At 63.9% G+C, this 22,245-nt stretch carries 23 protein-coding genes and 1 tRNA gene; 8 read left to right on the forward strand and 16 right to left on the reverse strand.

Features of this window, described 5'->3' with window-relative positions:
• Positions 1–55 precede the first annotated feature (55 nt).
• The 3 genes from H8B02_RS11370 to H8B02_RS11380 form a co-directional block, all read right to left on the reverse strand.
• Complete coding sequence (locus tag H8B02_RS11370; RefSeq protein ID WP_229166322.1) at positions 56–1,231, reverse strand: saccharopine dehydrogenase family protein; 1,176 nt, start codon at positions 1,229–1,231, stop codon at positions 56–58.
• A gap of 127 nt (positions 1,232–1,358) precedes the next feature.
• Positions 1,359–2,144, reverse strand: coding sequence for a DUF169 domain-containing protein (locus H8B02_RS11375; protein WP_229166323.1), 786 nt, complete (start codon positions 2,142–2,144; stop codon positions 1,359–1,361).
• Positions 2,145–2,236: 92 nt separating this feature from the next.
• Positions 2,237–3,031, reverse strand: coding sequence for a YdcF family protein (locus H8B02_RS11380; RefSeq protein WP_229166324.1), 795 nt, complete (start codon positions 3,029–3,031; stop codon positions 2,237–2,239).
• A gap of 66 nt (positions 3,032–3,097) precedes the next feature.
• Here H8B02_RS11380 and H8B02_RS11385 point away from each other — a divergent pair, with 66 nt between their 5' ends.
• The 4 genes from H8B02_RS11385 to H8B02_RS11400 all read left to right on the forward strand — a co-directional run bounded on the left by H8B02_RS11385 (position 3,098) and on the right by H8B02_RS11400 (position 6,914).
• Positions 3,098–4,039 carry an acetamidase/formamidase family protein gene (locus H8B02_RS11385; protein ID WP_229166325.1) on the forward strand — a complete coding sequence of 314 codons (942 nt, stop codon included), beginning with the start codon at positions 3,098–3,100 and terminating at the stop codon, positions 4,037–4,039.
• 87 nt (positions 4,040–4,126) lie between these two features.
• Entirely contained in the window at positions 4,127–5,953 is a 1,827-nt protein-coding gene (locus H8B02_RS11390) for an AMP-binding protein (protein WP_229166326.1), read from the forward strand.
• Between the two features lie 173 nt (positions 5,954–6,126).
• Entirely contained in the window at positions 6,127–6,327 is a 201-nt protein-coding gene (locus H8B02_RS11395) for a hypothetical protein (RefSeq protein ID WP_016844973.1), read from the forward strand.
• 107 nt (positions 6,328–6,434) lie between these two features.
• Positions 6,435–6,914: a GcrA family cell cycle regulator gene (locus H8B02_RS11400; protein WP_229166346.1), complete on the forward strand. Its 480-nt coding sequence runs from the start codon at positions 6,435–6,437 to the stop codon at positions 6,912–6,914.
• A 73-nt stretch (positions 6,915–6,987) separates the two neighbouring features.
• Here the strand turns inward: H8B02_RS11400 and H8B02_RS11405 are convergent, their stop codons facing one another.
• The gene (locus H8B02_RS11405) at positions 6,988–7,950 is read right to left on the reverse strand and encodes an SDR family oxidoreductase (protein ID WP_229166327.1); all 963 of its coding nucleotides are present in this window, start codon (positions 7,948–7,950) and stop codon (positions 6,988–6,990) included.
• A gap of 242 nt (positions 7,951–8,192) precedes the next feature.
• On the opposite strand from H8B02_RS11405, the gene H8B02_RS47995 reads away from it, so the two are divergent.
• Positions 8,193–8,324, forward strand: a complete 132-nt coding sequence (locus tag H8B02_RS47995) for a hypothetical protein (RefSeq protein ID WP_283842176.1) — start codon at positions 8,193–8,195, stop codon at positions 8,322–8,324.
• Positions 8,325–8,466: 142 nt separating this feature from the next.
• Here the strand turns inward: H8B02_RS47995 and H8B02_RS11410 are convergent, their stop codons facing one another.
• Both H8B02_RS11410 and H8B02_RS11415 read right to left on the reverse strand, forming a co-directional pair.
• The gene (locus tag H8B02_RS11410) at positions 8,467–8,646 is read right to left on the reverse strand and encodes a hypothetical protein (RefSeq protein ID WP_229166347.1); all 180 of its coding nucleotides are present in this window, start codon (positions 8,644–8,646) and stop codon (positions 8,467–8,469) included.
• 442 nt (positions 8,647–9,088) lie between these two features.
• Positions 9,089–10,627: a porin gene (locus H8B02_RS11415; protein WP_229166328.1), complete on the reverse strand. Its 1,539-nt coding sequence runs from the start codon at positions 10,625–10,627 to the stop codon at positions 9,089–9,091.
• A gap of 453 nt (positions 10,628–11,080) precedes the next feature.
• On the opposite strand from H8B02_RS11415, the gene H8B02_RS11420 reads away from it, so the two are divergent.
• Entirely contained in the window at positions 11,081–11,593 is a 513-nt protein-coding gene (locus H8B02_RS11420) for a MarR family winged helix-turn-helix transcriptional regulator (RefSeq protein ID WP_171947606.1), read from the forward strand.
• A gap of 63 nt (positions 11,594–11,656) precedes the next feature.
• Here the strand turns inward: H8B02_RS11420 and H8B02_RS11425 are convergent.
• The 7 genes from H8B02_RS11425 to H8B02_RS11455 form a co-directional block, all read right to left on the reverse strand.
• Positions 11,657–11,734, reverse strand: a tRNA-Pro gene (locus tag H8B02_RS11425).
• Positions 11,735–11,833: 99 nt separating this feature from the next.
• A complete protein-coding gene (locus tag H8B02_RS11430; RefSeq protein ID WP_229166329.1) occupies positions 11,834–12,427 on the reverse strand; it encodes a MerR family transcriptional regulator in 594 nt (197 codons plus the stop codon).
• 124 nt (positions 12,428–12,551) lie between these two features.
• Positions 12,552–12,887, reverse strand: a complete 336-nt coding sequence (locus H8B02_RS11435; protein ID WP_021079083.1) for an integration host factor subunit alpha — start codon at positions 12,885–12,887, stop codon at positions 12,552–12,554.
• A 129-nt stretch (positions 12,888–13,016) separates the two neighbouring features.
• On the reverse strand, positions 13,017–13,994 hold the full coding sequence (locus H8B02_RS11440) for a beta-ketoacyl-ACP synthase III (RefSeq protein WP_229166330.1): 978 nt from the start codon (positions 13,992–13,994) through the stop codon (positions 13,017–13,019).
• The gene (plsX, locus tag H8B02_RS11445; RefSeq protein ID WP_092114721.1) at positions 13,991–15,052 is read right to left on the reverse strand and encodes a phosphate acyltransferase PlsX; all 1,062 of its coding nucleotides are present in this window, start codon (positions 15,050–15,052) and stop codon (positions 13,991–13,993) included. The genes H8B02_RS11440 and plsX overlap by 4 nt, the downstream gene beginning before the upstream one ends.
• A gap of 315 nt (positions 15,053–15,367) precedes the next feature.
• Positions 15,368–15,952: a YceD family protein gene (locus H8B02_RS11450; RefSeq protein ID WP_229166331.1), complete on the reverse strand. Its 585-nt coding sequence runs from the start codon at positions 15,950–15,952 to the stop codon at positions 15,368–15,370.
• Complete coding sequence (locus tag H8B02_RS11455; RefSeq protein ID WP_229166348.1) at positions 15,949–16,500, reverse strand: ubiquinol-cytochrome C chaperone family protein; 552 nt, start codon at positions 16,498–16,500, stop codon at positions 15,949–15,951. The genes H8B02_RS11450 and H8B02_RS11455 overlap by 4 nt, the downstream gene beginning before the upstream one ends.
• Positions 16,501–16,637: 137 nt before the next feature.
• Between H8B02_RS11455 and H8B02_RS11460 the strand changes: the two genes are divergently transcribed.
• Together H8B02_RS11460 and H8B02_RS11465 are read left to right on the forward strand one after the other, a co-directional pair.
• Entirely contained in the window at positions 16,638–17,117 is a 480-nt protein-coding gene (locus tag H8B02_RS11460; protein ID WP_229166332.1) for an outer membrane protein assembly factor BamE, read from the forward strand.
• 152 nt (positions 17,118–17,269) lie between these two features.
• Positions 17,270–18,277 (forward strand): Bug family tripartite tricarboxylate transporter substrate binding protein, encoded by a 1,008-nt coding sequence (locus H8B02_RS11465; RefSeq protein WP_229166333.1) that lies wholly within the window; start codon positions 17,270–17,272, stop codon positions 18,275–18,277.
• Positions 18,278–18,444: 167 nt separating this feature from the next.
• Here H8B02_RS11465 and H8B02_RS11470 read toward each other — a convergent pair whose 3' ends face one another.
• The 3 genes from H8B02_RS11470 to thiL form a co-directional block, all read right to left on the reverse strand.
• A complete protein-coding gene (locus H8B02_RS11470) occupies positions 18,445–18,600 on the reverse strand; it encodes a hypothetical protein (RefSeq protein WP_229166334.1) in 156 nt (51 codons plus the stop codon).
• Between the two features lie 150 nt (positions 18,601–18,750).
• Complete coding sequence (locus H8B02_RS11475; protein WP_229166335.1) at positions 18,751–20,871, reverse strand: sodium-translocating pyrophosphatase; 2,121 nt, start codon at positions 20,869–20,871, stop codon at positions 18,751–18,753.
• A 223-nt stretch (positions 20,872–21,094) separates the two neighbouring features.
• Positions 21,095–22,096, reverse strand: coding sequence for a thiamine-phosphate kinase (thiL, locus tag H8B02_RS11480; RefSeq protein WP_229166336.1), 1,002 nt, complete (start codon positions 22,094–22,096; stop codon positions 21,095–21,097).
• Between the last annotated feature and the right edge of the window lie 149 nt (positions 22,097–22,245).

Here is a 22,245-nt window from a genome sequence, read left to right on the forward strand (position 1 = left end):
GAGGCCGGTCTAAACATCGAGCCGGGCGATGACAGCGAGCGTTGTTACGAGAAACTTACTTCTCGACTTCAAACGTCAGCCCGGCGTGATCGACCAGGCGCTTGATCAGCTTGTGCTGCATCGCCGCTCCCGGCGTCCAGAAACCGGCGGCGACGTCGGGCGTATCGCGCAACAGGCAGATCGCGCATTCCGAGATCATCTTCGAGGTCGAACCGTAGCCGGGGTCGCGATCACCCTTGATGCCGGCGCGGACCATGCGGCCGTCGGGCGCAACCGCGAGATAGAGCAGATCGTAGCGGCCGTTCTCGCGCTCCTCCTTCGACGGTCCCTCGCCCGGCTTCGGCGCGCTGGGCCCGGTCTTCTCCGAATTCAGCGCCATCACCCGCTTGGCGTTGGCTTCGCCCTTCTCGCCGGGACCGGTCAGAACCATCTCGTCGTAGACGAACTCCTTGCCGTAGGGAAAGCCCATCAGCATGTTGGAGCGATGGACGTTGCGCGTGTTGATCAGCGCCATCATGAACGGCGCGGCCCATGAGTGCAGGTCGTCCTCATAGGCCGGCTTGCTGCCGCGCGGCTGCTTCGGGCCCTCGAAGCCCGGCGTCAATGCAAACGGGTTGTTGAGGATCGCAACCAGGCTCAGATCCTTGGCGACCGCATCGAAGGTGGCCTTGGCGCTCGCGGCCGTGCCGCCGGACAGCGTGCCGCGCATGTCGCGCACGCGGCCCTTGACGCGCTGCGCCGGCGCACCGAATACCCGCTTGGCTTCCTCCTGGACGAAGAAGGCGCCGAGTTCGAACGGCACCGAGTCGAAGCCGCAGGAGAACACGATGCGCGCACCGCTGGCCTTTGCGGCGGCCTCGTGCTTGTCGATCATCTGCCGCATCCAGACCGGCTCGCCGCAAAGATCAAAATAGTCGGTGCCGCTGTCCACGCAGGCCGCGATCAGCTCATTGCCGTAGAGCTGATACGGACCGACCGTCGAGATGACAGACTTGGTCTGCGCCAGCATCGCCTTCAGCGATGCGGCGTCGCTGGCATCGGCAACGATCAGCGGCGTGTCGGCGGGCGCACTGATCGCGTCACGAACCGAGGCGAGCTTGTCCTTGCTGCGCCCGGCCATTGCCCATTTCAGGCTGCCGTCCCGATAATGCGCCGCGAGATACTCGGCGACGAGCTGGCCGGTGAAGCCGGTCGCGCCATAGACGACGATGTCGAGTTTCGACGAGGACATGGATCAGGCTCCCAGAGGCAAATTTGCCCCGTTTTGTCATTGCGAGCGAAGCGAAGCAATCCATAATCACCGCGCGGTACGATGGATTGATTCGTCGCTTCACTCCTCGCAATGACGCAGGATGCGGCTATTTCTTGGCATAGGACACGCCCATGCCGGCGCGGACGTCGGCCTGGATGCCATAGGGTGCGATCGGGTAGCGCAGGCCGTTCTTGGCGAGCTGCTTCATCCCCGCAATCGCCTTTACCAGATAGGCCGGCGGCAGCGCCATCAGCATCTCCTCGTCGTGCACGCCGCCATAGCGGCGCTCGGCGAAGCACGGCAGCGACAGGCTCGGCTCGCCGGTCTTCAGCGCCCGGCCCCACGAGTCCGCGCACGCGGTTTCGCCGACCACGCCCCACTCGAACTTCTTGTAGCCGGTGTACTGCAGCCCGTTGATCAGGATGATCATCTGTCCCGGCGTCGCATAGACGAGGCAGATGTCGGGCGGATTGAGGCGTCCGCTGGTCAGCGGGCTCACAGCCATCGCCTGATATTGGCCGTAAGGCACCACGTCGAGCGCCTCCTGGCGCTTGCGTGCGTCTTCTGCCGTGCCGTGCCAGACGCCGACATAGTTCTCGCCGGCAAGCCACTTCTCGTCCTGCGGCGCGAGCCCGATCACCGCGCGGCATTGCGCGCCGACCAGGTCATCGCTGGTGATGCCGACGGTCCAGCCGAGCCGCGAGGCCATGCTGACGATCTGGTCCGTGGTGTGGACCGCCGACGGCCGGCGGATCTTCGGGATCGCCTCCATCTCCTCGACCCGCGCGAACATCTTGATGCCGATGACCGTGGTCTTCAGCCGCAGCAGGTTGTTCAGGTCGGCCACGATTGCGGAGAGGTCGAACTGTTCCGGCGGTGTCTGCTGTTGCATGGCGAAAACTCCCGTGATCGGCGGCTTGGCGCCGCCTGTTGATTTGATGTTAGCCGGATTGGCGGAGGGAAGCGACATGCTCGTGGTGCGGCTCAACGTGCGGCCGGTCCCGGCAGCAAATCGTCGGTCTTGCCCGCCAGATGGTAGGCAACCAGCCCGATCCACTCCCGTGTGCCGAGATCGGTGCGCGACAGGCCGTCGATCGCAAGCGTCGCGAAACTCACGACATTGCCGACCCGCCAGTCGACCGGATAGGCCTCGACATTGAATCCCGCCTTGCGAAACAGCCCGACCGACCGCGGCATGTGATAGGCCGACGTCACGAGCAGCCAGCGCTCACCAGGCTTGGGATCAACCAGCGCCTTGGAGAACTCGGCGTTCTCCACCGTGTTGCGCGAGCGGCGCTCGATGGTCAATCGCGATTTGGCAATGCCGAGGCTCTCGAACATCTCGGCGGCGTAGTCGGCTTCGCGCGCGTCGTTCGAGATCAGGTTCGCGCTGCCGCCGGTGAACACGAGGCGCGCGTTCGGATATCTGCGCGCGAGCGCCGCCGCCGCGATGACACGATCCGCCGCAGTGCGCACCACCGGCGTGCCATGCGCAACCGACAGATCGGCATCGATCGAGCCGCCGAGCACGATGATGCCGTCGGGCGCGCCGCGCGAAGCGTCCCATGGCGGGAAGCGCTGCTCCAGGACGGAGATCAGGACATTGCCGAGTGGCGAGAAGCTGCAGATCGCGAGCAGCAGCGCTGACGCCACCATCAACCTGCGGCCGAGCCGGGCAAACCGTGTCAGCAGCAGAACGGCGCCGATCCCGCCGATCCCGATCAGGAAATTGATCGGCAGCAGTATGATGCCGAGCGTCTTGGAGAGCACAAAAAACAAGGGAAGCCTCTGCGAAGTTCTGCTACAGCGTCATACGCTGCCCGAAGTGCAATCAAAAGCCGTCACATGACCCATCATCATCTGAAATCCAGTCCCGAAACCTGCCATTGGGGCTTCTTCGAAGCAAAGCTGAAACCGGTCCTGACCATCGCGAGCGGAGACGAGGTCACGATCGAGACCGTCAGCGGTGGCCCCGACGTGGTGCCGGACCGCGGCAAGTTTTATGTGCCGCCGGAGCTCGACGACATTCATGCGAAGTGCGAGCGGATGGTGCCCGGGCACATCCTGACCGGCCCGATCGCCGTGAGCGGCGCCGAGCCCGGCGACGTGCTCGAGGTCGATATTCTCGACGTCCAGCTCCGCCAGGACTGGGGCTACAATCTGATCAAGCCGCTGTCCGGCACCCTGCCCGACGACTTCCACGAGACCCGCATCCTCAACATCCCGCTCGATCGCGCGCGCATGGTCGGCCGCATGCCGTGGGGGCTCGACCTGCCGCTGAAACCGTTCTTCGGCGTGATGGGCGTGTCGCCGCCACCGGCCTGGGGCCGCATCTCCTCGCTGATCCCGCGCGCGATGGGCGGCAATCTCGACAACAAGGAGCTCGGGCCCGGCGCCAAGCTGTATCTGCCGGTGTTCGTATCGGGCGCGCTGTTCTCCTGCGGCGACGGCCATGGCGTGCAGGGCGACGGTGAGGTCTGCGTCACCGCGATCGAGACCGCGCTCACCGGCCGCTTCCGCCTGACCCTGCGCAAGGACCTCACGCTCGCCTATCCGCGCGCCGAAACCGCTGACCATTACATGACCATGGCGATGGATCCCGATCTCGACCAGTGCGTGGTGCGGGCGCTGCGCGACATGATCGTGCTGCTCGGCGAGAAGCACAATCTGTCGCGCGAGGACGCCTACACGCTGTGTAGCCTGGCCGCCGACCTGCGCGTGACGCAGACGGTCAACGGCTCCAAGGGCATTCACTGCATGATCGCCAAATCGGTGGTTCACGGCTGACCGCCGGTCGATAAGCCGCACTTGTGTTCCGCAAGTGCGGCTCGATACAATCCCCCTCCCAACGAACAAAAATGGACGGGGACGGATATGCTGAAGGACAGGCTTTCGCCGGCCGACGAGGCTACGCGCGACAAGGAGATGCAGGAGACGCTCGCCGCCTGCCCGCGCATCCTCGATCTCATTGCCCGCGGCCCGCAGGGCGCGCCGGACGCCGAAGCCGCGATCTATCTGCGTTCGCCGCTCGATCCCAACCCGGTCGTGATCTCGAACGATCATCTGATGGGCTGCATCAAGGCGGCCGAAAGCTATTTCCGCAGCCAGGGCATCGGCAAGGACGATGCGGTCGCCGTCCTGCTCCCGGCGTGTCCCGCGACCGTGGTCGCGATCTTCGGCGCAGCCGCCTGTGGCGTCGCCGAGCCGCTCAATTTGCTGTTCACACGCGAGGCGATCGTAGCCCAGCTCAACGCCATCAAGGCAAAACTGTTGCTGACGCCGCCACCGGGCATGCCGGGCGGGCTCTACGAGCGGGTCGAAGGGTTACAGCGCGAGGTGCCGTCGCTGCGGCACATCGTGATCGTGCCGCTCGACGGCAGCATTGCGTTCGACGGCGAGGTGCTGCGGCCTGATCCCGCGTGGCGCGACGACTACGGCAAGTCGAAGGACACGAGCGAGGCAGACCGTGTCGCGGTGATGCTGCCGACCGGCGGCACAACGGGTCATCCCAAGGTGGCGCGGCTCACCAACCGCGCGATGGTCGCCTCCACCGTGTCCTCGCGCATGGCGCTCGACTTCCATCGCGGCGAGCGCGCGATGATCACGATGCCGCTGTTTCATGTCGGAGGCCTGTTCTGCACGACGGCCAATTGCCTTTCCGCCGGCACGACGATTTTCATCCCCGGCCCGGCCGGCGCACGCGATCCGTCGCTGATCACGCATTTCTGGAAGATCGTCGAGAAATACCGGGTCAACATCTCCGGCAACGTGCCGACCACGCTCGGGGCGCTGGCCGACATCCCGGTCGCGGACAGCGACATCTCGACCCTGCGCGTCACCGCCACCGGCGCCTCGATCTGCCCGCCGGAAATCGAACGGCGTTATCTTGCGACCTGGGGCGGTGCCTGCATCCAGCAGCTCTACGGCATGACCGAGCTCGCCGGCGCCATCACCCACGACGTGCACGGCGTCAAGCCGCGCGCCGAGAGCGTCGGCACCCGCAATCCGCTGGTCGAGCTCGCGATCCTCGACGGCGGCAAGCTGCACACCGGGCCGTGGCCCTCGCCGGTCGGTGAGCTCCTGACCAGGGGCCCGCAGGTGTTCGCCGGTTACGTCGACAAGAAGCAGACCGAAGAGGCGTTCCGCGACGGTTGGCTGCGCACCGGCGACATCTGCCGGATCGACGCCGACGGCTTCGTCTACATCCTGGGCCGCGCCAAGGACGTCATCATCCGCGGCGGCCATAACATCGACCCGCGGGCGATCGAGGATGCCGCGCTGGCGTTTCCGGGCGTGGCGCTGGCCGCGGCCGTCGGGCGTCCCGACACCTATGCCGGCGAAGTGCCGATGCTGTTCGTCTCGGCGCAGCCCGGCGCCCATATCGATCCGAACGCGCTCGCTGCTTTCGTGCAGGACAACATCCTGGAGCCGCCGGCACGGCCGCGGGTGGTGTCGGTGATTGCGGAGATGCCGGTCACGCCGGTCGGCAAAATCTTCAAGCCGAAGCTGCGCGAGATCGCCGCCGGCGAGGCCGCCCGCGAGCTGCTCACACGGGAAGGCTTGTCCGGCGAGGTCAGTGTCGATGCCATCACTGACCCGTCCCGCGGGCTGTACCTGAGCGTGAGCGCGCCTGCGGACAAGGCCGAAACAGCCGAGCGGCTTCTCAAGAAGTTCCCGGTCAAGGTCGAGTTACGATCCTAGCACTTTCATTTGTCTAGCTAATTTGACAGCAGCGGCGCGCTGGAACCAGCTTCCGGCGCGCGCGGGTGCGCGCATACGCTTTCGCAGTTGACGGCTTGACGGACCGCCACATTCCTAAATAGACTCTAAATAGATACTTTTCAGTGCAAGCGTTCAGGGTTAAGCGTTTTCTCATGGCTACAGAAAAGGCCGAAACCGACCGCGTCCCGGTCACGCTGGCGCTCTCGACCATTGGTTACCTCGAGAAGCTGGTGAGACAGGGCACCCACGGCACGAGCGTCCCGGGCGTCGCACGGACATTGATCGAGGAAGGCATTCGGCTCGCCATCAAGGACGGGTTGCTTGCAATCCGCGACAACGGACGCACGCCCTGAGAGCATGATCCGGAAAAGTGGAAGCCGGTTTTCCGAAAAGATCATGCTCAAGAACTAAGGGAGCGTGTGCCGGCGCGGCGGTTCAACACAGAACGTGGAACCGTCAGATGATTGCCATCGAACCGACTCTTCAACCGACCTGGACGCCGGAGCGCGTCGACCAACTCAAGATCTACTTTGAAGCCGGCCTCTCCTGCCGCGACATCGCCGTCAATATCGGCGTCAGCCGCAATGCGGTGATCGGCAAGCTGTCGCGGCTGAACCTGACGCGCACGACGCCGGACGAACGCCGGGCCAGGCGAAAGAAATCCACCACGCACGCCGCGCAACGGGCGACCGCGAAGCAGCAGCTCCGGTTGCTTCGGGCGGTCTACGAACAAGAGCCCGACGATGCGCCGATCGGCAGCGCCAACAACTGCTCGCTATTCGAGCTGAGCGAGCAACGTTGCCGCTGGCCGATCAGCACGCCGGGCGCCGATGATTTCTGCTTTTGCGGCAACACGCCGCTCGGCGGCATGCCTTATTGCTCAGGGCATTACCGCCTCGCTTATCAGGCGGGATCACGCCAGCGCGCGGTCCGCAGGTAGCGTTTCGCGCGACGCACACCGCGTCAAAACGGGAAGCAGGTCCGGTTCTGATCCATCAGAACCGGACCGCTGATCACCCGACCTTCCAGCCGGTCGCCGCCACGATGCCTTGGTAGAACTCCGGCGTGTAGGCCTGCTCTGGGGTCTTGCGCACGCGCTCGTCGAGCAGATGCGCATCGTCGCCGACCAGGATGCGCCAGCGATCGGCCTTCACGCCGTCGAGGATGATCTTGGCGGCGGCAGCCGCCGAGGTCGGAGCCTCGTCATGGAAGATGCGCGCACGGTCGAGCGCGAGCTGCTGGATGTCGGCATCCGACATCTTGGCAACATCGATGCCCTGCCCTTGCAGACGCTGCCGGACCTGCTTGAGCTCGTCGGGATTGAGCTGGTCGGCGCCATTCTGCACCTTGCGCGAGTTCGACACGATCGAGGTGCCGATGTGACCGGGCATCACGACCGAGCATTTGACATGCGGCGCGTTGAGCCGGAGATCGTTGATCATCGCCTCGGTGAATCCCTTCACCGCGAACTTCGCCGCGCTGTAGGCGGTGTGCGACACGCCCATGCCGACCGACGCCCAGAAGCCGTTGACGCTCGAGGTGTTGACGATGTGCGCCTCGTCGGCCTTCACCAGCAGCGGCAGGAAGGTGCGGACGCCGAGATAGACGCCGCCCCAGCAGATATTGAAGGTGCGCTCCCACTGCTCGCGCGTGTTGGTGAACAGGCTGCCGCCACCGCCGATGCCGGCGTTGTTGAACAGCAAATGGATCTTATCGGTCGCCTGCTGCTCGACCAGCTCGTCGCGAAAACGCTTGTAGTGATCCTCGATCGAGACGTCGGCCACATGGGTGGTGATGCGCAGCCCCTGCGGCAGCTTCTCGACCTCGCACAACCGCTTGGTCTCGGCCATCGCTTCCATCGAGACGTCGCACATCGCGACATTGCATCCCTCAGCAACAAGCTGCCGCGCCAGCTCGCGCCCCATGCCCGTGCCGCCCCCCGTGATGACGGCAATCTTTCCGGCGAAATCCTTCATCTGAGATCCGTTCCTTCCTTGATTCTTCTTGCCCTGCTTGTTCTTGGTTTCGGCTGGAGTGCGGATCGCAGTCCCGGCCGCTTGGCTGCGGCACTCTACATCACCGAATTGTCGCGCAGCAACGGCGCCAGCCCATCACGCGCAAGTGTGGCGCGCCAGCAGAAGATCAAGGCTGTGGGCGCTGTAACGAAATCATTCCGCGTAGCGAACAATCCGATATCAAAAAAGCGGAGACGATGATCGTGCAGATCCTGAACAGATCGGTCGCAACGACGCTGATGGCGATCGCGGCCGGCATTTCCACTGCGGCCGCTGCCACCGCGGTCACACCGCCGAGGCCGTGCGACGGCGCCTGTGCCGACAGCTCACGCTGATCGGATCAGACAAGCGCACAAGCGGCGTCGCACATACATCGTCATCGCATACGCTCTCAGATGCTGAGATGATGTCGCTCGATCTCGAACGCTTGTCCGCGAACCCTGTGAACGCCAGGTCGGAGCGCGGGACCGCTCCGCGCTATTCGGCTGTCTCGATCCGCACAGAAGCGCGCCGCCGCAGAACGCCGGTGCCAGCGCTCAAGACGAGCTTGAGCAGGCCGCGCCACGAGAAGTCGACGACAACCTCATGGTGCCGCAATCCCTTGCCGCCCTTCACCAGCCCGAGATCCCGGATCAAGCAGTAATGGCCGCTGCTCATCCGAGCCAGGCGGCTGTTCTTGAAGCGTCCCATGAATGACGAGAATGCACTGCGGATCGATTCCGTCAAATCTTGACGGCGTCGAATCGGCGAGACGGTGTGAGCCCTGCTTGCGAAGCAGCTGTCTGCGACGGCCGCACGCGTCACGATCTTCGGCGGCGACCCGTGCCTTGAATCAAAAACCTCCGGCAGGGCATTGCCGGAGGTTTGGGAGGCTTAGCATGAGCTAAGAGCCATCATTCAATGTGTTGGCTGCCACGTATATAGTTTAGTAGATCAGGTAAGTAAATAAATTTGCCGCGAATGAATCGCATGGCACGTCTTCGTTGTTCGCCTGGACCGAAATGACGCAGCCAATCTTCCGCTACCTATTCCAGTTGAAGAAAAAACCCCGGCAGTTGCCCGCCGGGGTTCTGTCAGATCGAGATCAGATCAACCGGTATTACCAGTTGCGCTGAGCGCGCAAGAGCATCTGGACAGTGTCCTGATCCTTCAGCTCGTAGATCGCCGAAGGCTTGCCGACAGCGGCAGCGGCCGTGGTGATCGTGCCGGCATACTTCTGATCGAGATGCGAGTAGGTCACGTCGGCCGAGAAGGTCAGGTTCTTGACCGGGGTCCAACGGGTGATCACGCCGATCTGCGCGATGTTGTAGTCGGGGTTGCAGCTGGTCACGCCAGCGCCGCCAGCGAACGCGGCACGGAAGGTACCACCGACGCCGCCAACGCCGCAGATGAGCGACTTGGCCGTGTCGTTGTACATGATCGCAGCGTAGGCCCCGTAGATGCTGGTATTCCAGTAGGGATCCCAGTTGTGGGTGTACGCACCGCGCATACCCCAGGTCTTGATGCTCTGCTGCTGGCCGCCGGGGCCGAACACCGTGTCAGGCGCAGTGCCGAAGCCGACGCTGCCATACGCACCCGGGAGGTTCGAACCGCTGTAGATGGCGATCGAGCCAACCTGGCTGGCCAGGTCTTGGATGTTGTAACGGGTCGCACCGTCGGTGTAGACGCCCTGGATGTTGATGGTGTCGCCGGGTCCGGTCGGGATGTTCTTGATCGACAGGGCCAGCGCACCAGCCCAGCCCCACTTGTCGTCCGGATGACCGGTCAACTCGGTGCCGCCGTAGTAGGCTGCGTGATTGTCATGCGCCGCGACCGACGCCTGGAAGATACCCCAAGCCTGGTCAACCTTGAGCGCGGCGATGAAGTCCGGCGCGATCGTGCCGGCGAAGTCGCTCGAGCCGTAGGCACCACCAGCGCCGAGGTTGTTCACGCCGGCCTGGGAGTACGCCACCTGATCCTGCGCCGACAGCGCCAACGATACGCCGTTGCCGAACTGCGCAGTGTAGGTGAACTGGTTCACGCCGTTGGTGGTGTTCACGCCACCGACGAGACCGTCATAGTTGTTGCCCGGATAGGCGGTCCAGGGAGCAGCGAACTGCGAGACCGCCTTACCCATGGTGAAGCCGGCGAACTGGATGAAGGCGTAGTAGACGCCGACCGAACCGGCCGCAACGTTGCCCGAACTAGCGTTGTTCGGCGCAGATGCCGTGCCGATCGGCGAGTAGATCGTCGAACCGGCGGCAGCGCCCGGACCGTAGCTGTCCGAGGTCCAGGTGAACACCGCATCGAAGTAGGTGCGGACCACGCCGTACTCGGTCGCGGTGCGGGTGTCGATGTTCAAGTCTTCACGCGAACGCCAGGTGTAGCCGTTGGTGAAGCGGTTGTTGGCACCGCTGGCGCCGTTGTAGTTCGGGCCGTAGACGCTGTTGCCGTTGATAACCAAGTCAGCGCGTACGTAGCCGCCCAGCTTGATGCAGGTGTCGGTGCCGGGGATGTAGTAGAAGCCCGGACCATAAAGGGAGCAAACCTTCACGTATTCGACCGCTTTGGCCTTAACGGGAAGATCGGCCGCCTGTGCCCCGCCGACCGCGACCAGCGCAGCGGCCGAGCCCAGAATAAGGCTCTTTGCCAATTTCATTTTAAACCTCCAAGTTGCTCATATGCGTAGAGTCCGGGTCGCGAGCGCCCCGTGATCCTCCCGCATTGTCCAAGACCGTTTTCCCCAAACCCCGCACCCTCAGATCAATCTGTGGTGTGCGACGGACTTGAACGATCACCGCAACGGGACGATCGAGATTCCCCTACCGCCGGGTTCAATATGCATGGGCGAGTTGCCCAATCAAAATAGTTTATAAAGTCAGGAATGCGAATGCGGCCACACTGTGTCTCGCCGGCAACGCTCGACTTAAGCCCCTTACCTGCATGGGCAAATTTGTCGCACCCCAAATAGCCGAACCGTCACATACACATCATAATTGCTTTACGTTCACTTGCCTTCCTGAGCGACTTACTAGAAAAAAAGTCCGCCGACGCGGGAATCAAGAAATAAATCAGCACAAAGCTGAGTCGGCAACGTAGGGAAGGGGAAGCTGTGTCAGTGACCAGGAAGGATCAGGCGCGCCTGCGCGCCATCGAGAATCTCGACATCATCAAACGCTTTACGCTCGAGATCTCGTCCATCAACTCGCATCTCGAACGGGTCCGCCAGCTCTGGGGCAAGGCGCTTGGCGTCAGCGGTCCGCAATGGATGATCCTGATCGCGATCTCGGACCTCGACAAGGATGACGGCGTGCCGATCAACGTGGTGTCGAAGCTGCTGCATGTCGATCCGTCGTTCGTGACCACGCAGTCCAAGCTGCTCGAACAGAAGGAGCTGCTGCGCCGCGCGTCCTCCCCGGCCGATGCGCGCGTGGTCCGCCTGTCGCTGACCGACAAGACCCGAAAGCATCTGGCGGGCCTCGCCGACCAGCACAAGGCGTTCAAGAAGACCGTGTTCGAGGAATTCAGCGAGCCCGAACTGGCTGAATTCACGGCCAAGCTTGCGATGCTCAACAACCGCATGGAAAAGGCATGCCTGATCGCCGCGATGGATTTCGAGACCTGACGATTGCCGCATCGGGGCGTAAACGACGCCCGAATGCTCTCAAACATCGCATGCTTTGAAAAATGGTCGGAGCGAGAGGATTTGAACCTCCGACCCCTAGTCTCCCAGACTAGTGCGCTAACCGGGCTGCGCCACGCTCCGATGCCGTTCCATTAGCTGCGATCCTGCGTTCGCGCAAGGCGGAGCAGGCCCTTTAAGGGCTGCAATCCGGGCCCGGTTCCCAATGGCAGCTTCCTGGGCTCAGCCGTCCTTCATCGCCGCATCGATCAGCTGCCGGCAGGCGACCAGCTCCTGCAGCACGCGTTCGAGCCGCTCCCGATCGACTGGCGGAACGGTCGGGCGCACCGGCGGCGCAGCCGACGCCTTGCCCGGATGGGCGTGCGCCTTGTAGGTCGACAGGATCGGATCCACGTCGGGATCGACGAATCGGTAGTCGATTCCCCCCTCATCGCCGTCGCCCTCCTCGCCGTCGAAATCGAGGCCGTCATTGCTCTCGAGATCCTCGGGCTCGGCCATGCTGTTGCCGACCGCCTCCTCGACCGCGCCGAACGAGACGGCAGCGGTCTGGTCGGCGATGCCCTGCACCGACTTGATGCCGTGCTCTTTCAGGATCCGCTGCACGCCGCGGATGGTGTAGCCCTCGCCGTAGAGCAGCCGGCGGATGCCCTTGAGCAGGTCGACGTCGTCGGGGCGATAATAGCGGCGTCCGCCGCTGCGCTTCATCGGCTTGATCTGCGCGAAGCGCGTTTCCCAGAATCTCAGCACATGCTGGGGAATATCGAGCTCATCTGCGACTTCGCTGATGGTACGGAACGCATCCGGCGCCTTGTCCAAATGCCCGCTCCTCTGGCTTCAATGCCTGGAGCCCGTTCCGTTCCGATCGAAACGGGGCTCCGGATTCTGGTTTTGGCGCGTCTTCTTCACGCGAACCGGGTTATCCACTTCGCTTGAAAACGCCCTAGTCGGCCTTGCTGCCGTCGCCATTGGTGACGGCATGGCCATTGATCCGCTGCTTCAGGATCGCCGACGGCTTGAACACCATCACCCGCCGCGGCGAGATCGGCACCTCGGTGCCGGTCTTTGGATTGCGCCCGATACGCTGGCCCTTCTTGCGCACCATGAAGGAGCCGAATGAGGACAACTTCACCGTCTCGCCCTTTTCCAGGCAATCGGTGATCTCCTTCAGCACCAACTCGACAAACGCCGACGATTCCGTGCGCGACAGACCTACCTTTTGGTAGACCGCCTCACACAAATCGACGCGCGTCACTGTTTTTCCGGTTCCCGTGGTCATCGCCTGCCCCGCACTCTCGGCGAACAATTTCTTGACTGAAATTAAAAGCTTAGCGCGCAATGGTCAACAGCGACCAGCATCCGGCGCTGGAAAGATGCCGGCAACCTGCCGATACTCTTTGGCGATGCGCTACCAGCGCACGAGCGCCGAACCCCAGGTGAAGCCGCCGCCCATCGCCTCGAACAGCACCAGATCGCCCTTCTTGACGCGCCCGTCCCTCACGGCAACCGATAGCGCGAGCGGGATCGAGGCCGCCGAGGTGTTGCCGTGCTTGTCGACTGTCAAGACCACCTTCTGCGGCGCAATATGCAGCTTGTGGGCCGAGGCATCGATGATTCGCTTGTTGGCCTGGTGCGGAATGAACCAGTTGATGTCGTCGGCGGTAAAGCCGGTGGCGTTGAACGCGTCGACGATCACATCGGTGATCATGCCGACGGCGTGCTTGAATACCTCGCGGCCTTCCATCCGGAGATGGCCGACCGTCTTGGTCGAGCCGGGACCGCCATCGACGAACAGCTTCGACTTGTGGCGTCCGTCCGAGCGCAGATGCGTCGTCAGCACGCCGGGATCGTCGGTCGTGCCGGAATGCTGCTGCGCTTCCAGCACCACCGCGCCGGCGCCATCGCCGAACAGCACGCAGGTACCGCGGTCGTTCCAGTCGAGGATACGCGAGAAGGTTTCGGCGCCGATCACCAAGGCCCGCTTGTGGGTCCCGGCGCGCAGGAAATTGTCCGCGGTGGTCAGCGCAAAGACGAAGCCGGAGCACACCGCCTGCAGATCAAACGCGACGCCGTGGTTGATGCCGAGCGCGTGCTGGACCGCGACCGCGGTCGCCGGAAACGTGTTGTCGGGCGTCGAGGTCGCCAGCACAATCAGGTCGATCGACTGGGCGTCGATCTTGGCATCGGCGAGCGCGGCGCGCGCCGCGTTGATCGCGAGATGCGAGGTGAACTCGTCATCGGCGGCGATGTGCCGCTCGCTGATGCCGGTGCGCTGCACGATCCAGTCATCGGACGTGTCGATTCGGCTCGCCAGTTCGGCATTGGTCAAAACCCGCTCCGGCAGATATGAGCCGCAGCCGAGCACTACCGAACGTATCGCAGTCACGAGACAGCCTCCTGCGCGGTCTGCGCCTTTACCAGGGCGCCGCCATCGCGGTTGAGCATCTGATTGATCTTGGTGAGGAGATCGTAGTGGGCCATCTCATAGCCAACATCCACCGCATAGGCAAAGCCTTCCGCGTTGATGCCGCCATGGCTCTTGACCACCACGCCGTTCAGGCCGAGCAGCAGACCGCCATTCGACTTGTTGGGATCGAGCTTGTCGCGCAGCTTCTGGAACGCGCCGCGGGCAAACAGATAGCCGATCCGCGCCAGCCAGCTCGACGACATCGCCTCGCGCAATAGCGTGAACATCTGGCGCGCGGTGCCTTCGGCGGCCTTGAGCGCGATATTGCCGCTGAAGCCTTCCGACACGATCACGTCGGCGAGCCCCTTGCCGATCGCATCGCCCTCGACAAAGCCGATATAGTTGAACTGGGGCGCGTTCATCGCGCGCAGCATCTCGGCGGCCTCGCGGATTTCCCCGTGACCCTTGATTTCCTCGGACCCGATATTGAGCAGGCCGACGGTCGGCCGTTCGAGGTTGAACAGCACGCTCGCCATCGCGCTGCCCATCACCGCGAGCGTCGCCAGATGGCGGGCGTCGCCGCCGATCGAGGCTCCGAGATCGAGCACCACCGAATCGCCTCGCAGCGTCGGCCACGCCGCAGCGAGCGCCGGGCGGTCGACGCCCGGCAACGTCCGCAGATTGATACTGCCCATCGCCATCAGCGCGCCTGAGTTGCCGGCGGAGACCGCAACGTCGGCCTCGCCGTGCTTCACCGCATCGATCGCCAGCCACATTGACGACGCCCTGCGGGTCCGCCGCAGCGCCTGGCTCGGCTTCTCGTCATTCTTCACCGCGACGTCGGTATGGATCACCTTCGATACCGCCTTCAGCGCAGGATGTTTCGCAAGCTCCGGCTCGATCTGGGCCCGGTCTCCGACCAGCAGGAATTCGCTGTCGGGATGACGGCTCAACGAGATCGCGGCGCCGGGAATGACCACCGATGCGCCGACATCGCCCCCCATGGCGTCAAGCGCGATTCGAACCTTATGAGGCATGAACGTCCCGGAAGCCTGCTCTCCCACAGCCCTTCAGATGAAGACCGCGAGCTTGAAGTCACCGCCGTCAACGGCGCGCGGCGAAACGCCGGGCCGCGACAATAGCGTGTCCGCGGTCCGACACAACCTCTTGACCACAAAGAAGCGAGGCGCCGAACCGTCACGCAACACATCAAGACATACCAGAAATACATGATATTTCAAACTATTATGACGCATACTTGAAGTAACCGGGAATACCCCTCGCGCAGGCCTGCAGGCAAGCCATCCCCTCAAATGTTGGAGCTGGCTGCCCTCAAGTTCCGTCAGCTCCCCTCAACTTCCCTTGGGCTTCTTGCCGTCAGCCTTTTCCTTCAGCGCCTTGAGCGCGGCGAAGGGATGATTTTCCGGATCAGGCGCTTCAACCTCTTGTTCAAAGACCGCATCCGCCTTGCGCGGATAAGGGTCTACGCCGAGAAACAGCGCATCGGTGGCGAGCCGGCCGATGTCGATGAAGCCGCCGACGATCGGCTCCGGCGGATCCGGGGTCTCCTCATCGCCCTGCTCGTCGTCGACGAGGTCGGCCATCTCCGGGATCTGCTCGGGCGGCGCGAACAACACGTCGATCGGCTCGTCGATCTCGTTCTCGATCGGATCGAGCGTCACCACGCAGGTCTGCCCGACCCTGGCCCAAACCCGGCCGGTGACGTGGCAGCTGCCGTCGCGCTTGGGCTGCAGATCGAACGCCGCCCGCGCGGAGACGACCTCGCGCAACTCGCCGACCTCGGCGATCGCCTTGCGCGTCGCCTCGTCGGCCACGATCTCGCGATGCAGCCCGGTATCCGGGATCTGCGCGACGTTGACGAGAACGCGCCAAGGGTCCCGCGCGGCATCGGGCCGTCCTGTGCTGCCGCCGCTCATGCCGTGGTCCTCGCAGCTTGCGGCGCCGGGAAGCGCCATGCCCCCTGGGTCAGCGCCGCGAGGTCCGCGCGCGCCAACACCGCCATCGCCTCTCTGGCATAGACGGCCAGTTCGCGGGCCTTGTCGATGTTCTGACCATTGAGGATGTTCTTGCAGAGCGACTGAGCCAGGGCCTCGTCGCCGTCGGTCAGCGCCAGATCATAGGCCGCGGTGCGGCCGTAGAAGGCCTCGCCGAACGCCTGCATCCGCTTCGGCACCGTGAGGTCGCCGACGCCCATTTCCCTGAGATTGTCGTCCATGTCGATGCAGAAATGATCGAACAGGGCCTGCGACAGCCTGACGCCGCCTTCCGCGGATTTCAATCGCCACAGTACCAGCCACAGATGCATCAGAAGCAGGTCAAAACGGCCGTTAACCGTGTCCGGAACGCCCAAGTCACGGTAAAACAACGGTTCTCGCGCCTGCGTCACGATCATGCCATAGATGGTCTCAATGGTGCTGCGCGCGGGCACCCGGGGTCTTCTGAAGTGATTGAACGGCCAAAGCATAGCGGGTTCCGGCTGCCGGCCCCCCAAAGGACGCCTGTTGAGGGTTCGCCCATTGGAGCTCGGCATGATTGCAATCCATTGAGCTGCCCGGTACGTCAATGCTCCGGCCGATGCAAGGGGACGGATCAGTTCCGCCGATGAACCACACTCTTCCAAGACAGTCTCGCACGGCTTCCGCGCGCGGGTTCTTCACGCGCTTCCGCGCCATCGCGGTCGTTGGTCTGTTCTGTGCCGCCGCGCTCGGCGGCTGCGCCGGCGAGCAATTTCAGAAGGGCTACATCCTGCCCGACGGAGCGCTCGAGCAGATTCCGATCGGCGCGAGCCAGGATCAGGTGCTGATCGTGCTCGGCACGCCCTCGACGGTCGCAACACTCGACGGCGAGGTGTTTTACTACATCTCGCAGCGGACCTCGCGGCCGGTTGCCTTCATGAACCAGCGCGTGGTCGACCAGCGCGTCATCGCGGTCTATTTCGACAAGAACCGCCAGGTGCGCCGGCTCGCCAATTATGGCCTGAAGGACGGCAAGATCTTCGACTTCGTCAGCCGGACCACGCCGACGTCGGGCCAGGAAATGTCCTACCTGACACCGCTCTTCAAGCTGCTGAGCTTCAACTAGAGCATGATCCGGAAAAGTGCGAAGCGGTTTTCCGAAAAGATCATGCTCAAAAAATAAGGCCTGAAGGACTGCGCCAGTTTGTCGCTTGCCCCACGGGCAAGCGGTCCCCTACGCTTGCTCGCAAACAAGAAGCCTCAGCAGGGGGTAAGCGCGTGAGAGCGAAGAGATTTTCCCGTCGTACGGTATTGTCGGGCGCGGCCGCATTGTCGGCGGCGGCGATCCTGCCGCGTGCCAGTCTCGGGGTCGGCGACTGGCGACCGACGGATACGGTCCGGATCATCGTGCCGGCGGCGGCCGGCGGCTCGACCGACGTGATGGGGCGACTGCTGGCGGCGCATTTGCAGCCGCTCTGGGGCCAGTCGGTCGTGGTGGAGAATCGCTCCGGCGCCGGCGGCACCATCGGCACCGCGGAGGTCGCACGCAGCAAGGGCGACGGCCACACCATCTTGATCGGCAATCCCGGCCCCAATGCGATCGCCTTCAGCATCTTCAGGAACCTGACCTACAAGGCCGACCAACTGCAGGCCGTCTCCAACATGATCCGGATCCCGAACATCGTCTCGGCGCATCCATCGACCGGCATCAAGTCGATCCCCGAATTGATCGCGTACCTCAAGAAGAACCCCGACAAGCTGACCTACGGCTCGTCAGGCACCGGCCAGAGCCCTCACCTCACCGGCGCCTGGTTCCTGCAACTCACCGGGCTGAAGTTGACGCATGTGCCGTTCCGCGGCGCCGGCCCCGCATTGCAGGCCGGGCTCGCCGGCGACATCCAGATCCTGTTCGACAATCTCTATCCGTCGCTGCCGCAGGTGCAGGACGGCAAGCTCAACGGGCTCTGCGTCACCACGGCCGAGCGCAGCGAGTCCGCGCCCAATCTGCCTGTGATGCGCGAGGGTGCGCCGGAGCTTGCCAAGTTCGACGTCGCCTCGTGGTTCGGCGTGTTCCTGCCGAAGACGGCACCGGCGCCCGTGGTCGACGAGCTGAACCGTCAGATCAAGGCGATGCTGGAGCGCGACGACGTCAAGAAGAACATCGCCGGCATGGGCGCCCGCGCCGACTACGGCACGCCGCAGCAATTCTCCGATTTCGTCAGCGCGGAGACCACGAAGTTCGCCGCCATCATCGAGAAGGAAGGCTTGCAGATGGAGGTCAAGTGACGGCCGCTGTCACAGCGCCGTAGGGCGGATTAGCCGACCACGTCCGCCGTAGCTCAACGAGCGAAGGCGGAAGGCGTAATCCGCCGCAGCGGTTAGACCTATCGGTGGATTACGCTTCGCTAATCCACCCTACAATTCTGTCACTCCGGAGCACGGTGCGGGCAAGGCTACGAGGACTTGTTGATCTTCTTGATCTTGGCGTCGGTTGCTTCCATCGCCATCGCCAGTTCCAGGATCGCCTTCGACAACAGCTCGATGGCCTCCTTCTGATCCTGCGACTTGGAGGCGCGGAGCGCATAGTTCCGTGCGGATGAAAGCGACATCGATTGATCTCCGTGTTGTTCGCGTCTGGTTTTCGGCGGATATCGTTGGCGGAAAGCCGATCAGTTCGGCAGTACACCGAACGAAGTCCCTGCAAAACAAAAACCCCGCGGCTCGCACCGCGGGGTTTGCATTCAGTCATTGCGCGCCGCTCAGTGCGCCAGGATCGCCAGCAGCAGCAGCGCCACGATGTTGGTGATCTTGATCATCGGGTTCACCGCCGGGCCCGCCGTGTCCTTGTAGGGATCGCCGACGGTGTCGCCGGTCACCGCGGACTTGTGGGCGTCGGAGCCCTTGCCGCCGTAATGGCCGTCCTCGATGTACTTCTTGGCGTTGTCCCAGGCGCCGCCGCCCGAGGTCATCGAGATCGCGACGAACAGGCCGGTGACAATGACGCCGAGCAGCATGGCACCGACCGCGGAGAATGCCGCCGACTTGCCCGCCGCGCCGCCGCCCGCGATCGCATAGATCAGGAAGTAGACGACGATCGGCGACAGCACCGGCAGCAGCGACGGGATGATCATCTCCTTGATCGCAGCCTTGGTCAGCAGGTCGACCGCCTTGCCGTAGTCGGGCTTGTCAGTGCCCTGCATGATGCCGGGCTTCTCGCGGAACTGACGGCGTACCTCCTCGACGATCGCGCTCGCAGCGCGGCCGACCGCGGTCATGCCCATCGCACCGAACAGATACGGCAGCAGGCCGCCGAACAACAGGCCAACGACCACGTAGGGATTGTTGAGCGAGAAGTCCGGATTGACGCCCGCGAAATAGGCGTGGTTGGCGGAGTCGGCGATGAAGAATTTGAGGTCCTGGTTATAGGCCGCAAACAGCACCAGCGCACCGAGACCGGCGGAGCCGATCGCGTAGCCCTTGGTCACCGCCTTGGTGGTGTTGCCGACCGCGTCGAGCGCGTCGGTCGACTTGCGCACTTCCTTGGGCAGACCCGCCATCTCGGCGATGCCGCCAGCGTTGTCGGTGACCGGGCCGAAGGCGTCGAGCGCGACGATCATGCCGGCCAGCGCCAGCATGGTGGCGGTCGCGATCGCGATGCCGAACAGGCCGGCCAGGCTGTAGGTGACCAGGATCCCGGCGATGATGACGAGCGCGGGCAGCGCGGTCGCCTCCATCGAGATCGCCAGGCCCTGGATCACGTTGGTGCCGTGACCGGTGACGGATGCCGCCGCAATCGACTTCACCGGGCGATAGTCGGTGCCGGTGTAGTACTCGGTGATCCAGATGATCAGGCCGGTGACGACAAGACCGACCACACCGCATTCGAACAGCGCCATGCCGGTGTAGTCGACGCCATCGAGCTTGCCGAAGCCGATCAGCCAGTTGATCACGGCCGCAACGCCGACCAGCGACAGGATGCCGGTGGCGATCAGGCCCTTGTACAGGGCACCCATGATCGACTGGCTCGCGCCGAGCTTGACGAAGAAGGTGCCGATGATCGAGGTGATGATGCAGATGCCGCCGATCGCGAGCGGCAACGTCATCATGTTCACCAGGATCGGCGTCTTGGCGAAGAAGATCGCCGCGAGCACCATGGTGGCGACCGCGGTCACCGCATAGGTCTCGAACAGGTCCGCCGCCATGCCGGCGCAGTCGCCCACATTGTCGCCGACGTTGTCGGCGATGGTGGCCGGGTTGCGCGGATCGTCCTCGGGGATGCCGGCCTCGACCTTGCCGACGAGGTCGCCGCCGACGTCTGCACCCTTGGTGAAGATGCCGCCGCCGAGACGGGCAAAGATCGAGATCAGCGAGGCGCCGAAGCCGAGCGCCACCATGGCGTCGACCACGGTGCGGCTACCGGCTTCCAGCCCCATGAACTTGACCAGCACCATGAAGTAGATGGTGACGCCGAGCAGTGCGAGACCGGCAACCAGCATGCCGGTGATCGCACCCGCCTTGAAGGCGAGCTCGAGGCCGCCGGCCAGCGAGGTGGTCGCCGCCTGCGCGGTACGGACGTTGGCGCGCACCGAGACGTTCATGCCGATGAAGCCGGCCGCACCCGACAGGATGGCGCCGATCGCAAAGCCGATCGCCACCAGAAGGCCGAGGAAGTAGGCCAGCACCACGAAGATCACGATACCGACCATGCCGATCGTGGTGTATTGCCGCCGCAGATAGGCTTGTGCGCCCTCGCGCACCGCGCCCGCGATTTCCTGCATGCGGGCATTGCCCGCATCCGCGTTCAAGACCGACTGCGTCGCCCAGATCGCGTAGACGATGGAAAGCGCCCCGCAGAGCACAATCAACCATAAAGCTGTCATTGAATGTTGCCTCAGATCCTTGATGTAACCCCCGCGCCTTCTTTGTGCCGCTAGGGGGCGGCAGGCGCTTATTTTGCAAGGACAATCCTCCCCAAAAACGGATTGCCTCAAATCGGGCGCGACCTTGCCAAAATCGTTACCGCTGTGCAACGCCACCTACGGCCGAAAACGCCGATATCGGCAGCAATTTAGAAGGAAAGTCGGCGCGTTTCGGCCGGACGTTCTAGAAATGGCTGTAGGACAGCCGCTTCAGCGCCAGTTCCCTGCCCTGTCCGTCGAGGAAGCTTGGCGGTGACTGGCCTGCAATGAGGCCACCGATCGCGGTGACGGCGACCTTGGCCTGCCGTGCCTCGCGCACAAAGGCGTCCACGCGATCGCCCGGGACCGCGCATAAGAGCTCGTAGTCATCGCCGCCGGCCACCAAGGTCTCGAACCCGATCGCCTTGCGCGCAAGCAGCCCAGCGGCCGCAGGCGACAATGGAATGCTCGGCAAGTTGATCACGGCTGTCACACCGCTGGCTGCGCAAAGCTTGGCCAGATCGCCGGCGAGACCATCGGACACGTCCATCGCCGCGCTGGCGTGGCTGCGGACGGCCTTGGCAAGGGCGTTGCGCGGCTGCGGAACACGGTAGCGGCCGGCAAGAAAATCCCGGCCGGCGGCATCGTCGGCGAGTGCCGCCGCGACCGGGCCGCCCCGGAGCAGATCGAGACCGAGCGCGGCATCCCCGATCGTGCCGGTCACGAACATGCGGTCGCCGGCCTTTGCCCCCGCGCGGTGCACCATCTTGCCCTGAGGCAGCCGCCCGAACGCGGTGATCGAGATCATCAGCGGCCCCGGCGTTGAGACCGTGTCGCCGCCGAGCAGCGGGCAGCCGTAATCGCCGGCATCCTCGCCGAGCGCCGCGGCAAACGGCTTGAGCCAGGCCTCCTCGGCGCGGCGCAGCGCCAATGTCAGCACGAAGCCGGCCGGCACTGCACCCTTGGCCGCGATATCGGACAGGTTCACCCGCAGCGCCTTGCGCGCCAGCGTGTCGGGCGGATCATCGGGGAGGAAATGCACGCCCTCGACGACGGCATCCGTGGTGACGACGATGTCCTCGCCGGCCGCCCGCAGCGCGGCAGCGTCGTCGTCGAGCCTGAACGCGCCCGGATCGGTCGCAAGCGGCTTGAAATAGCGCGCGATGAGGGAGTCTTCGCCGGAGATCGGTCTGCTTGCTTCGGTCATCAACCCGTCATCCTGAGGTGCGAGCGGAGCGAGCCTCGAAGGATGCACGGCCCCGATGCGACCACAACGCCACGCTGCCGCCCTTCGAGGCCTCCGCTTCGCTACGGCACCTCAGGGTGACGGCTACGGAGAGGGACGGCATCGCGGTA

Source organism: Bradyrhizobium altum (assembly GCF_020889705.1).
Classification (GTDB): Bacteria; Pseudomonadota; Alphaproteobacteria; order Rhizobiales; family Xanthobacteraceae; genus Bradyrhizobium; species Bradyrhizobium altum.

Coding starts and splice junctions, on each gene's coding strand:
- H8B02_RS11370 (WP_229166322.1), bottom strand. CDS start 1,231: ATGTCCTCGTCGAAACTCGACATCGTCGTCTATGGCGCGACCGGCTTC.
- H8B02_RS11375 (WP_229166323.1), bottom strand. CDS start 2,144: ATGCAACAGCAGACACCGCCGGAACAGTTCGACCTCTCCGCAATCGTG.
- H8B02_RS11385 (WP_229166325.1), top strand. CDS start 3,098: ATGACCCATCATCATCTGAAATCCAGTCCCGAAACCTGCCATTGGGGC.
- H8B02_RS11390 (WP_229166326.1), top strand. CDS start 4,127: ATGCTGAAGGACAGGCTTTCGCCGGCCGACGAGGCTACGCGCGACAAG.
- H8B02_RS11395 (WP_016844973.1), top strand. CDS start 6,127: ATGGCTACAGAAAAGGCCGAAACCGACCGCGTCCCGGTCACGCTGGCG.
- H8B02_RS11400 (WP_229166346.1), top strand. CDS start 6,435: ATGATTGCCATCGAACCGACTCTTCAACCGACCTGGACGCCGGAGCGC.
- H8B02_RS11405 (WP_229166327.1), bottom strand. CDS start 7,950: ATGAAGGATTTCGCCGGAAAGATTGCCGTCATCACGGGGGGCGGCACG.
- H8B02_RS11410 (WP_229166347.1), bottom strand. CDS start 8,646: ATGAGCAGCGGCCATTACTGCTTGATCCGGGATCTCGGGCTGGTGAAG.
- H8B02_RS11415 (WP_229166328.1), bottom strand. CDS start 10,627: ATGAAATTGGCAAAGAGCCTTATTCTGGGCTCGGCCGCTGCGCTGGTC.
- H8B02_RS11435 (WP_021079083.1), bottom strand. CDS start 12,887: ATGACCACGGGAACCGGAAAAACAGTGACGCGCGTCGATTTGTGTGAG.
- plsX (WP_092114721.1), bottom strand. CDS start 15,052: ATGCCTCATAAGGTTCGAATCGCGCTTGACGCCATGGGGGGCGATGTC.
- H8B02_RS11450 (WP_229166331.1), bottom strand. CDS start 15,952: ATGAGCGGCGGCAGCACAGGACGGCCCGATGCCGCGCGGGACCCTTGG.
- H8B02_RS11455 (WP_229166348.1), bottom strand. CDS start 16,500: ATGCTTTGGCCGTTCAATCACTTCAGAAGACCCCGGGTGCCCGCGCGC.
- H8B02_RS11460 (WP_229166332.1), top strand. CDS start 16,638: ATGAACCACACTCTTCCAAGACAGTCTCGCACGGCTTCCGCGCGCGGG.
- H8B02_RS11470 (WP_229166334.1), bottom strand. CDS start 18,600: ATGTCGCTTTCATCCGCACGGAACTATGCGCTCCGCGCCTCCAAGTCG.
- H8B02_RS11475 (WP_229166335.1), bottom strand. CDS start 20,871: ATGACAGCTTTATGGTTGATTGTGCTCTGCGGGGCGCTTTCCATCGTC.
- thiL (WP_229166336.1), bottom strand. CDS start 22,096: ATGACCGAAGCAAGCAGACCGATCTCCGGCGAAGACTCCCTCATCGCG.